Genomic DNA, 658 nt, shown 5'->3' with positions numbered 1-658 from the left:
CTTGTGTTGCTAAGTCTAGATTAGTCTAGGATCTTAGATACAACACCAGCACCTACTGTACGACCACCTTCACGGATTGCGAAACGAAGACCTTCTTCCATCGCGATCGGAGCAATTAGCTCAACTTTGAATTTAAGGTTGTCACCAGGCATTACCATTTCTACGCCTTCTGGAAGCTCTACAGCACCAGTTACGTCAGTTGTACGGAAGTAGAACTGTGGACGGTAGCCTTTGAAGAATGGAGTATGACGGCCACCTTCATCTTTAGATAGTACGTATACTTCTGCTTCGAAGTTAACGTGTGGAGTGATTGAACCAGGCTTAGCTAGTACTTGACCACGTTCAACTTCATCACGCTTAGTACCACGTAGAAGAACACCAACGTTCTCACCTGCACGGCCTTCGTCAAGAAGCTTACGGAACATCTCAACACCAGTACAAGTAGTCTTAGTAGTATCTTTGATACCTACGATTTCTACTTCTTCACCAACCTTGATGATACCTTGCTCAACACGACCAGTTACAACTGTACCACGGCCTGAGATTGAGAATACGTCTTCAATTGGAAGAATGAACGGCTTGTCGATTGCACGCTCTGGCTCTGGGATGTATGAATCAAGCGCTTCACCAAGCTCGATGATTTTCTTTTCCCACTCTG

Annotated in this window: 1 protein-coding gene; it reads right to left on the bottom strand. The window is 45.3% G+C overall.

Translation table 11 applies throughout. The features are described 5' to 3' along the window. Positions 1–20: 20 nt before the first annotated feature. Positions 21–658 (bottom strand): EF-Tu C-terminal domain-related protein (locus RJ41_RS15055; RefSeq protein ID WP_039222575.1); only part of this gene is annotated, 638 nt, incomplete at its 5' end.

This window comes from Alteromonas marina (genome assembly GCF_000808575.1).
In the GTDB taxonomy this organism is placed as follows: domain Bacteria; phylum Pseudomonadota; class Gammaproteobacteria; order Enterobacterales; family Alteromonadaceae; genus Alteromonas; species Alteromonas marina_A.
Note: the sequence above shows the minus strand (reverse complement) of the source record. Positions and strands in the feature narration are given on the sequence as shown.